The sequence below is a fragment of the Microcoleus sp. Pol11C2 genome (assembly GCF_036701505.1).
In the GTDB taxonomy this organism is placed as follows: domain Bacteria; phylum Cyanobacteriota; class Cyanobacteriia; order Cyanobacteriales; family Microcoleaceae; genus Microcoleus.
Map to the genome: position 1 here is coordinate 17,286 of NZ_JAUBQX010000071.1, position 11,907 is coordinate 29,192.

Consider the following 11,907-nt stretch of genomic DNA (forward strand, 5'->3'; position numbering starts at 1 on the left):
TTCTCAAGAGTTGAATGTTCGTGTGGAGCGTTGCTCCGAGGCTGCCATTAGAGGGATTGTGCTGGTATGATCAAAGAAGTTAACGAAAATTTACATTAAGAGCCGTGACAGCACAACAGCTAGTATCTGCAACGAGTTTTGAAAAGCTAATTTGGACTTGGAAAGGTCACAAAATCCAATATACCGTCCAAGGAACCGGCCGCCCTCTGATCTTGATTCACGGATTTGGCGCTTCGATCGGACATTGGCGGCAAAATATCCCCGTAATCGCAGCCGGCGGCTATCGCGTATTTGCTCTGGACTTGCTGGGATTCGGTGCTTCCGCCAAACCAGCCCTAGATTACACTCTGGAATTGTGGGAAGAATTGCTGACTGATTTCTGGGCGGATCTGGTACAGGAACCGGCGGTATTTGTCGGGAATTCGATCGGCGCTTTGCTGAGTTTGATGGTAGTCGCCAACCATCCAGAAATATCAGCCGGCGCAGTCTTAATCAACTGTGCTGGCGGACTCAACCACCGGCCCGACGAACTGAATTTCCCGCTGCGAGTAGTGATGGGGACTTTTACTAAATTAGTTCGATCGCCCCTGATCGGCCCCTTTGTCTTCAACAACATCCGCCAAAAACACCGCATCCGCAACACCCTGCGCCAAGTCTACGGGAACCGCGAAGCCATCACCGACGAACTCGTAGAACTCCTCCACGCCCCCTCCTGCGAGCCCGGAGCTCAACAAGTGTTTGCCTCGATTCTCACAGCCCCTCCAGGCCCTCAACCCTCAGAATTGCTGCCCAAAGTCGATCGTCCGTTATTGGTACTTTGGGGCGCAGACGACCCCTGGACGCCAATCGCCGGCAGCCAGATTTATCAAGAATTGGCAGCCAACGATAAACCAGTGAAATTTGTTTCCATTCCCAACACAGGCCACTGTCCTCACGACGAGCGGCCGAGTGAAGTCAACGCTCTGATTTTGGACTGGTTGCTGGAATTGAAGTAAAATTTTTCTGCTCGATCCAATGGCGGGCGATCGACCAAAACCCTTGCAGTACATAACGTTCAGCCCCGAGCTACCGCACCGACACCCCCGCAGCAGCCGACTCAAAAAACAATTTTTGGAAAAAGTATTGACACAATTTACTGAGTCAGCTATATTGATGGACGTGTGAGGAGCGAACCAGTAAGAGCACCGAGACGAAACACGGCCAGTCGTCGGTGCTCTTTCTGTTGGAACCCATTTTTAAGAGTTTGAAATTATCTATAAATTCACATCCAGAAGATCTGTAAGCCCGCCCCGCTTTCTTCATTTCTTCCTTTGCGTTCTTAGCGTCTTCGCGGTTCGTTAAATAAATATTCGGATGTTACAAACAAAGCAATTGACTCGACTTAATCTCGAAAAATCCGAAAGTGTGGATTTTTTTTGAGCATCAAAATTTGATTGCATAGAACTCAAAACTAGAGAGTTATATAATAATAAATTGTCGCTGGGTCGGGGCGAGTTGATATACATTTTTTCCAAATGTAGCTAAACCCGCCCCTGCGGTATTGGTGCTACAAATATCAACGATCGCCCAAAACAAATTGTTCGATCGCAGCCGCCACCCCATCTTCCTCCACATCCGGCGCCACCCAATCAGCAGTAGCCTTAACGCCCTCAGGAGCATTGCCCATCGCCACGCCCACACCCGCGTAAGCAATCATTTCTACATCATTAAAATTGTCGCCGATCGCCATCACGTTCGCCGCCTGCAAACCCAAAAGTTCCTCCGCTAAATACTGCACCGCATCTCCCTTATTCGCCAAAGGATGCGTAGCTTCAAAAAAAGTAGCAACCGATCGAGTCAAATAAAGCTCCGCAGGCGTGTAGCGCTGCCGCATACTGCTGAGCAAGCCGTCGAGTACCCCCGGATTCTCGCACAATGCCAAAACTTTCGTCGGTTCCCCCGGAAGATCTCGCCGCAAATCTTTAATCACTATTGGTTCAATGCCCGATCGTTCGGCATAAATTCGGGTAGCTGCGGTAATTTCCGGCACGTAAAGTTGATCGTCAATGTAGAAATGGATCGAAAGGAGGGGTCGCAAATGCGGTTCTTCAAAATGATCTAACAGTTGCAGAGCAGTTTGTTTCGACAGCGGCAAGTGCCGCAGCCGTTTTTGAGTAGCGTGATCTTGAATCCACGCGCCCTGGTAGCAAATCAGCGGCAATGTTGAGCCGATGTCGCGGTGAAAACGCAAAGCTGAGCGATACATCCTGCCCGTAGCGACGGCCACTTTCACTCCCCGCGACTCGGCAGCCAAAATTGCCTGCTTGACTGGTTCTCGGATGGTATTTGACAAACCTGCGATCGTGCCGTCTATATCCACTACCAGCAATTGAATGTCTGCGGTGCCAAAAGCGCGATCGGTCGCATTAGCTGGATTTGAGGCAGTTATATTCTGCATGATTTTTTTAGATTTTAGCTGTTGATTTGCAAGCACCCATTTATTTTGGCACTGGCGGGATAGCAAAGTGCGACTTCTGATTTTTTGAAGACTAAAATATAGATAAGTAAATAAGCGACAAAAAAAGTATCTAGGAGGGCCCTTTAGGGATGGATTTAGCTCAGCTATATAATAGTAGCCAGTTTACTGCCGTAAAAACCACACTCGATCGGCGATGTGTATTTCCACTTACTTAATAATACTTGTGGTAAAAAAGAATCTAACTGTAGGCATGATTCAAAATCTTATGGCATCAATCATTCCCAATCTAACATTTAAAATTGTATAACCAAATATTTCAAATTATCCCCAAATATCATGATTTCTATCCCTGGATACCGCATTGACGAAGAACTTTATACAAACCCTCACACAGTTATTTATCGAGGCCTGCAGCTTGAGGAACAAAAACCCGTTATCCTCAAAACTCTCACCCCGATATACCCTACCCCAGCGCAAATATCCCAACTCCTGCACGAATCCGCAATTCTTAAAAATTTGAGTTTGCCCGGAATAATCAAGCTTTACAAAATAGAAACATACAATCACTTTCCTGTTTTAGTTTTAGAAGATTTTGGTGGTATTTCCCTAAAAGACTTTCTCAGCAACAACCAGTTAGAGTTACAACAATTTCTGCATATTGCCATCAAACTAGCAGAAACTCTTGGACAACTCCACGAACACCACATCATCCATAAGGATATTAAACCCAGCAATATTATTGTCAATATCGAGACAGGAGATGTCAAAATTGCTGATTTTGCGATCGCCTCCCTGCTACCGGGCGAAAACCCCGCCCCCAGCGATCCCCATTTACTCGAAGGCACTCTCGCTTATATGTCTCCTGAACAAACGGGACGCATGAATCGGGCGATCGACTACCGCACCGATTTTTATTCTTTAGGCGTCACCTTTTATGAAATGCTGTGTGGCGAATTGCCTTTTCATGCGATCGATCCCATGGAATTAGTACACTGCCATATTGCCAAAACGCCAGTTTCTCCTGGTGAAAACAGAAAGCAAAAAGTAGAAAGCAGAAGCATCGAAGGCAGAATCAATCAAGTAGGAACCAAGGAGATTCCTCAAGTCGTTTCCGATATCGTCATAAAACTATTAGCAAAAACAGTCGAAGACAGGTATCAAAGTGCTTTCGGACTTTTGTACGACTTGGAAAATTGTCTGGATCAACTGCAAAGTACAGGCGAAATTTCCCACATAACCCTCGGCGAGCAAGATCGGTCAAGTCACCTGCAAATTTCCCAAAAATTTTACGGGCGAGAAGCAGAAGTTAATATGATTCTCAGTATCTTCCAGCGGATGAGGCGAGGCAATACAGAAATCGTGCTAATTTCTGGTGGGGTCGGTGTGGGCAAATCTTCGTTAGTATATGAAGTTTACAAGCCGATTCGGCGGGAAAACGGGTATTTTATTGACAGCAAATTTGAGCAATTTAAGCGCGATATTCCCTACGCTTTTTTGCTCCAAGCTTTTCAAGATTTGTTGCGACAAATTTTCACCGAAAATACCGCAGAAATCCATGTTTGGAAAGACAAAACTTTAAAAGCACTCGGCGGTAACTGCCAAGTAATTATTGAAGCTATTCCCGAATTAGAGCTGATTGTTGGACCGCAGCCCCCCGTCCCAGATTTAGGAGCAAATGAATCTCAAAATCGCTTTAATTTAGTATTTCAAAACTTCATCCGCGTTTTTGCTCAAAAAGAACACCCCCTAGTAATTTTTCTGGACGACTTGCAGTGGGTCGATTCAGCATCTCTCAAGTTAATAGAACTGCTAGCAACTGACGTGGAAACTCAATATTTATTAATAATTGGAGCTTATAGAGAGCAGGAAGTAGATGCACATCATCCCATAATGCTGACCGCCGAAGCAATTAAACAAGCAGGCGGCACTGTAAGTGCGATCGCCCTTTCGCCTTTAGATATAAGCAGCGTCAACCAATTCGTCGCCGATACTTTGAACTGCGCCCCCGAAAACTCGCTAAGTTTAGCCGAGTTGCTTTTTCAAAAAACTGGTGGAAATCCCTTCTTTTTAAATCAATTAATAAAATTTATTTACTCAAAAAATTTTATTAAATTTAAACTTTATCCCTCGAATAATGTGAGCGATATAGCTAAACCTAACCTGTCGGGCTTAGCGCAACCAATCTCAGAGCAAATTGTGAAAAAATGCCCTATCACAGGCCAGTGGCAGTGGGATATCGAACAAATAAAAGAAATGGGAATAACTGACAATGTTGTACAATTAATGATAGATAACATTCAGAAACTTTCAGATAATACCCAGGAACTGCTTAAATTAGCTGCTTGTATCGGAAATAAATTTGATTTAAAAACTCTCTCGACAATCGCCGAAAAACCTCTGGCGTCCGCAGCAACCGACCTCGGTGAGGCACTTCATTCCGGTCTGATTTTGCTCGTGAATAACGCCTACAAAATTCCGATTGCACTAGCAGCAAGTACAGAAGTAACAGACACAATATCTAGAGATTTTAGCGAGAATTTGTCCCTACCAGTGGCTGAGGTTCCTAGCGCAACTTACAAATTTTTGCACGAGCGAGTGCAGCAGGCAGCTTATGCTTTAATATCCGATTCTCAAAAAAAAGAAATTCATCTAAAGATAGGCAACTTTTTACTCGAAAATGCACCGCCAGAGCAATTAGAAGAGCATATTTTTGATACCGTAAACCAACTAAATTTTGCCAAAGAAATCATCACCAGCCAATTAGAACAATTTCAATTATGCCAATTAAATTTAATGGCAGGCCGCAAAGCAAAAGCAAGTGCAGCTTACGAACTTGCCCTGAAATATTTAACCGCAGGAATTGAACTGCTGCCCCCCGAAAGTTGGCAAACGGACTACGACTTGACTCTTGCACTCTACGAGGCAGCAGCAGAAGCTGCTTACCTCAATACCGACTTTGAGCCAATGGAAAAATGGGCTGAAATTGTTCTGCAACACGCAAAAAATGAACTAGACAAAATCAAAGTGTTTGAAATCAGAATCATAGCTTGTGCGATGCAAACCAAACTCCAAGAATCAGTAAAAATTGGTCGTGAAGCATTAAAAATGTTAGGAATAAACTTTCCCGAATCGCCGATTCCCCTCCACATTCAGCAAGCCCTAGCTAAAACAGCAGCTTATTTAACCGAAAAGAAAATAGAAGATTTAATTAACTTGCCAATTATGACCAATCCGCATAAATTAGCAACTATGCGCGTGCTTTCCAGTATGTTTTCAGCTACATTTATAGTTGAACCTGTGCTGCTGCCGCTAATTGTGTGCGAGCAAGTTAATTTATCTATTAATTACGGAAACTCTGCTTTTTCTGCCTTCGGTTATGCTAATTACGGAGCAATTTTAAAAGGAATAGTTAGAGATATTGAATCGGGCGATAGCTTCGGTCAATTAGCTTTGAATTTGAGCGATAGGTTAAATGCGTTAGAATTTAAAAGCAAAACGCTTAATTTAGTAGCATTCATTTTGATGAACGGCAAGCATCATGTTAAAGACTCTTTGCCGCTATTAGAGGACGCCTATCAAAGCGCGCTAGAAAATGGGGATTTAGAATGTGTCGGATATGCAGCCGTAAATATTTGTCAGTCTTTGTATTTTATCGGTCAAGAATTGCCCCAACTGGAACGGAGAATGGTAAGTTACAACCATTTGCTGTTTCAACTCAAGCAAGAAACTGTATTGACTTGGAATCAAATATATCGGCAAACTATTTTGAAATTGATGGGACAATTGGAAAGTTCACACCTTGTATTAGGTGAAGCATACAGCGAAGAAAAATTGTTGTCGCTGCTGTTGAAAGCTAACGATCGGGTGGGACTACAGCACTTTTATTTGCAAAAATTAATACTAGCGTATTTATTTGGAGATACCGCTACAGCGCTAGAAAATGCAGCGCAAGCGGAAGTATATTTAGACGGAGTTGCAGGCTTTATTAATGTTTCTGAATACCAGTTTTACGATTCTCTCGCCCGTCTAGCAGCCTATCCATCTGCCACAAATGAAGAACAAGAAGAGCATATTTTTTACGCAGTCAGCAACCGGAAAAAACTACAACAAAAAGCGCTTTGTGCACCCATGAATCTTCAGCACAAATGCGACTTACTTACAGCAGAAAAAGCGCGGGTTTTGGGCAATGTTGTGAGAGCAATGGAATATTACGATCGCGCAATTGAAGGAGCCCAAGAAAACGGATACATACAAGTACAAGCACTAGCAGCAGAATTGGCAGGAGCATTTTATCTATCCATAGGACGAGAAAAAAATTCTAAAACTTACTTAACAGAAGCGCGTTATTGCTATCAGCGCTGGGGAGCAACAGCCAAAGCAGCGCATTTAGAATCAAAATACTCGCACTTGCTAACTTCAGGCTCGATTTCAACTAATATTGAAACTGACAAATCTACCAGCAGCGCTTCCACTACCAACGACAGTGCAGCCGTGCTAGACTTGACCACAGCAGTTAAAGCATCGCAAACCTTAGCCGGCGAAATAGTTCTCGACAAACTGCTGGCAACAATGATGAAAATTGTTATTGAAAATGCGGGGGGGCAAAGAGGCTTTTTAATACTAGAAAAAGAGGGTCAATGGGTGATTGAAGCATCAGGATCTGTAGATGTCGATCGCGTTGCTGTCATGCAATCAATTCCGATAGATTTTGTTGCCGAGGATCGAGAAGTAACTTTGCTGGCAGTTTCAGTTGTGAATTACGTCGCCCGCACCCAGGAAAGTATAGTTTTAAACGATGCCAGCAGCGAAGGACAATTTACCCGCACACCCTATATAATGGCAGTTCAACCTAAATCAATTCTTTGCACTCCGTTACTTAATCAAAGCCAACTCACTGGCATTCTATATTTAGAAAACAATCTGACTACAGGCGCTTTTACACAAGACAGGTTAGAAATATTAAAACTGCTGTCTTCTCAAATTTCTATCTCCATCAAAAATGCTCAACTTTACGCCAACTTGCACCAATTCAATCAGAATCTAGAAAATTTAGTACAGCAGCGTACCTCCGAGCTCTCCCAAACTTTAGAAGACTTAAAATCAGCTCAAAATAAACTGGTAGAATCGGAAAAAATGGCTGCCCTCGGAGGGTTGGTTGCAGGTGTTGCCCACGAAATCAATACTCCCATCGGCATCGGTATCACCGCCGCCTCCCTCCTTGCTGAAAAAGCCACAAAGTTTTTTGAGGTTTACAGTAACGGCCAAATAAAACGTTCCGAGTTAGAAAAGTTTCTGGATACTGCCGTGCAAAGCAGTAATATGATCTTATCTAACCTCACGCGGGCAGCCGACTTGATTCACAGTTTTAAAGAAGTAGCTGTAGATCAGTCGAGCGAGTTAAAACGCACGTTTAATGTTAAAAACTATCTAGAGGAAATTTTGACATCCTTAACAGCCAAACTAAAAAGAACTAAGCACAAAATAAATATTAAGTGTGATGAAAATATTGTAGTGGACAGTTACCCCGGCGTAGTGTGTCAAATTGTGACAAATCTGGTGTTGAATTCCCTTATTCACGCCTACGATGGAGAAGACGAAGGAGTTCTGGCTTTTGATTTCAAACTAGAGGGCGATCGGCTAATATTTGAATATGCAGATAACGGCAAAGGAATTGACCCAGAAAATCTCAGTAAAATTTTTGAACCATTTTTTACCACCAAAAGAGGTCAAGGAGGCACGGGATTGGGACTGCACATTATTTATAACCTTGTTACTCAAAAATTAAAAGGCACAATTAACTGCACAAGTCAAGTAAATAAAGGCACAAAATTTATGATTGAATTTCCCGCTAAAATGAGCAATTAGTTATGAGACCGCCAACATGGATATAAGTTTTATATAGGAGAAAGATATATGTCAGAAGCTAGTAAAAACCTGTTGGCTCCAGGCGATGACGAATTAATCGCGGCGGGCGACGATGAATTAATATTTGCCGAGGAAGACGAGGCGGAACAAAAACCCCTAGAAGAAAGTTGGAAAATATTAATTGTAGATGATGAAATAGAAATTCACAATATTACTAAACTAGCGTTAAACGATTTTAAATTTGAAGGAAAAAGTATAACCTTTATCAGCGCTTACTCAGGAAAAGAAGCTAAAGAAATAATCCAAAATAACTACGACATAGCCTTGATTTTACTCGATGTAGTTATGGAAACAGACGAAGCAGGCTTGGAAGTAGTTAAATACATCCGCGATATTTTAAATAATCAAGTAGTGCGGATTATTTTACGCACTGGACAGCCCGGGCAAGTACCAGAAGATGTAGTAATTGTCAGCTATGATATCAATGATTACAAAACCAAAACAGAACTTACTAACAAAAAATTATTTACCACAGTAGTCACCGCACTGAGAGCATTTAGATCGCTCAATCAAATCGAGTCCAGTAAAAGCGAACTAGAAAAAATTGCCCTTGCATCAGCTCGTTTTGTACCCCGTGAATTTTTGAAATTTCTCAAAAGAGAAAGCATCGTTGATGCCAGACTGGGAGACTCTGTACAAGCAGAAATGACGATTATGTTTGCCGATATTCGCTCATTTACAAGTCTGTCCGAAAGTATGTCTCCCCGAGAAAACTTTGAATTTCTTAACTCTTACTTAAGCCGAGTGGGCCCAGTTATCCGCCAGTACAACGGTTTCATAGATAAATACATTGGTGACGGGATTATGGCTTTGTTTCCTAACAGGGCTGAAGATGCTGTGCAAGCAGCAATTGAGATGCAGCAGCAAGTGAAAATTTATAACAAACACAGGCAAAACAGTGGCTATCAACCTATTTCGATAGGGATTGGCTTGCATACGGGGACTTTAATGTTAGGTACGATTGGCGAAGCGGAACGAATGGAAAGTACGGTGATTTCGGATGCCGTTAATTTAGCTTCCCGCGTGGAAGGATTGACAAAGCTTTATGGGGTGGCTATTGTAGCTAGCGTCCAAACCCTTTGCCGGATAGACGATCCTCAACATTACAAGTGCCGATTTCTCGATCGCGTTCAAGTCAAAGGAAAACAAACACCTGTGGCTGTATTTGAAATTTACGATGGCGACTCGCCGACAATGATCGAACTAAAAGCACAAACTCAAACTTATTTTGAACAGGGAATTTTTTTTCACTACCAGCAGCAATTCGCGCAAGCAAGGCAAATGTTTCTGCGCGTTTTACAAATCAATAAGTATGATAAGGCCGCATCTTTTTATGCAGAACGCTGCGATATGTTGATGAAAAATGCAGTAATTATGACTCTGGAAGGGATTGAAATTTAGCCAATAGTTAATGGGAACTTGATAATTGTAATTAGTAGTTTTATTTCTTCCCTCTTCCCTGTTCCTCCTCCCTTCTTCCCCATGCGCTTCAAATCCCTTGATGTTTTTCGCGGAATTGCGATCGCCTCAATGATTCTAGTCAACAACCCCGGTAGTTGGAAACAGGTGTATCCACCGCTAGAACACGCAGAATGGCACGGCTGCACCCCGACAGACTTAATATTTCCGTTTTTCTTGTTCATCGTTGGCTGCGCGATGTCTTTCTCGCTGTCTAAATATATTCAAACTTATCCAAAAACAGGAATAGAAACCTCAAAAATTACACAAACAAAGGAAAAATCAGAATCCGATAAAAAACCTATTCCTGCTTCCTTCTTCCTTCTTCCTTCTTCCAATATTTACTGGCGAATTGCGCGCCGCGCCGCGATTCTATTTATATTAGGATTGCTGCTAAATACATCTTCGATCGCCCTTGACGTACTTCTCAACAGCGCCCCGCTTGAAAACTTCGGTAAAATCCGCATCATGGGAGTATTGCAGCGCATCGGCTTAGCTTATTTCATCAGTGCGATCGCCATTCTCAACCTTTCCCCCCGCAATCAAAAACTGCTCGCTGTTGCCGTACTTTTCGGCTATTGGGCTGCATTAACCGTAGTGCCTTTAGGGGGGTACACTGCCGGCGAACTCACGCCAGAAGGAAATTTAGGAGGATATGTCGATCGGCTAATTCTCGGTAGCCAATACCTGTACAAAGGCGGCCCCTTTGACCCCGAAGGATTGTTGAGTACCTTACCCGCAGTTGTCACAGTCCTCACAGGCTACTTTACCGGAGAATGGCTGCGAGTACAGCAAATCAAAACCCGCACCAGTATCAACTTAGCAATCTGCGGCCTCAGTTGCTTAGTAATCGGCCGTTTGTGGGGATTTTTATTTCCGATCAACAAACAACTCTGGACAAGTTCTTATGTAGTTTTTACTGCTGGTTGGGCGTTGCTATTACTAGCAGCTTGCTACGAAACAATAGAAGTGCGGAATTGGAAATGGGGGAGGCCGTTTGAAATCATGGGATTGAATGCAATTTTCCTATTTGTTGCTTCCGGTATTGTCGCCAGAATCCTGTTAAAAACCCATATCGGCATTGGAGAGAATGCTCCTACTACCTACACTTTGATTTATGAAAACTGGTTTGTGCCGTGGGCGGGGCCGCTGAATGGTTCTCTAGCGTTTGCCGTGACTGCGGTATTATTTTGGTGGTTAATTTTGTATGGAATGTACCGCCGTGGTTGGGCGATTAAAATTTGAGTAGTCAGCAATAAGTAAGCCTGCCTAAAAAAATAGAATAACCTGATACCCCTGATACCCGACTTATTCAAGAAGTCGGGTATCTAAGAGCTAGTCGGTCTTGACATCCAAAGCCTTTGGCGGTTAACGTTTGAAAAAAGTGTTTCAATGTTGGAAGGGAGAGAGCAATGAACGACTTCTTAGATAGCTTGATATGTAGGGAGACATTTGATACGCAAGCTCTGATGAATTCTCACCCACCAAAATTTTACCACCCTAATAAAAAGCTCGTTTATGACATTTGTTGTCCACCTGGATGCGCTCATCGGGGTCAATTAGCGTTTTCCCGATGGTATGCAATGCCACTTCCAGAATATTTTTCTCCTCTCGAACATCAGACCGAGCTTTCTGAGCGAAAGGGATATTTTGAGTACGAGCCATCCCAAGATAGCACTCAGATGGAGTGGTATCTCAATTTCGCTCATGACGATCTTTTTTGTGCTTATGGTGGTTCGCTATTTGCCCAAGATGAAATGCAGGTAGCCGAACATCCCTCACTCAGTTCACTGCGAGAAGCTTTACTAGATTCTAACATTAAGCCATTGACAGTGGAGAGCGAACAACCTACACCGATTCTGATTCGTGGGGTGGAACGGAGGTGTGCAATTTCTACGGATCGCAATCCAGAACAAGGGCGACCTTTTGGTCTTTACGGCAACAACTTTGGACGAGGTACATCAGATGCGATCGGACAAGCTACAAAACCTCTATAGCAATCCTAAATCATTATCAAGACTAGGATACAATTATATGCAATACTTGATTGTGACAATAAAAAGATG

Annotated in this window: 6 protein-coding genes; 5 read left to right on the forward strand and 1 reads right to left on the reverse strand. The window is 43.0% G+C overall.

All coding sequences use genetic code 11. From position 1 onward, the window contains the following. The first annotated feature begins 104 nt into the window (after nucleotides 1-104). Nucleotides 105-995 carry an alpha/beta fold hydrolase gene (locus tag QUA42_RS25435; protein WP_333141176.1) on the forward strand — a complete coding sequence of 297 codons (891 nt, stop codon included), beginning with the start codon at nucleotides 105-107 and terminating at the stop codon, nucleotides 993-995. A gap of 560 nt (nucleotides 996-1,555) precedes the next feature. Here the strand turns inward: QUA42_RS25435 and QUA42_RS25440 are convergent. Beyond that, on the reverse strand, nucleotides 1,556-2,437 hold the full coding sequence (locus QUA42_RS25440) for a Cof-type HAD-IIB family hydrolase (protein ID WP_333141178.1): 882 nt from the start codon (nucleotides 2,435-2,437) through the stop codon (nucleotides 1,556-1,558). A 357-nt stretch (nucleotides 2,438-2,794) separates the two neighbouring features. Here QUA42_RS25440 and QUA42_RS25445 point away from each other — a divergent pair, with 357 nt between their 5' ends. The 4 genes from QUA42_RS25445 to QUA42_RS25460 all read left to right on the forward strand — a co-directional run bounded on the left by QUA42_RS25445 (nucleotide 2,795) and on the right by QUA42_RS25460 (nucleotide 11,838). Beyond that, nucleotides 2,795-8,323 (forward strand): ATP-binding sensor histidine kinase, encoded by a 5,529-nt coding sequence (locus QUA42_RS25445; protein WP_333141180.1) that lies wholly within the window; start codon nucleotides 2,795-2,797, stop codon nucleotides 8,321-8,323. Nucleotides 8,324-8,371: 48 nt separating this feature from the next. Next, nucleotides 8,372-9,784: an adenylate/guanylate cyclase domain-containing protein gene (locus QUA42_RS25450; RefSeq protein WP_333141182.1), complete on the forward strand. Its 1,413-nt coding sequence runs from the start codon at nucleotides 8,372-8,374 to the stop codon at nucleotides 9,782-9,784. A gap of 81 nt (nucleotides 9,785-9,865) precedes the next feature. Next, nucleotides 9,866-11,086, forward strand: a complete 1,221-nt coding sequence (locus tag QUA42_RS25455; RefSeq protein WP_333141184.1) for a heparan-alpha-glucosaminide N-acetyltransferase domain-containing protein — start codon at nucleotides 9,866-9,868, stop codon at nucleotides 11,084-11,086. Nucleotides 11,087-11,424: 338 nt separating this feature from the next. Then, nucleotides 11,425-11,838, forward strand: a complete 414-nt coding sequence (locus QUA42_RS25460; RefSeq protein WP_333141186.1) for a hypothetical protein — start codon at nucleotides 11,425-11,427, stop codon at nucleotides 11,836-11,838. Nucleotides 11,839-11,907: the final 69 nt, after the last annotated feature.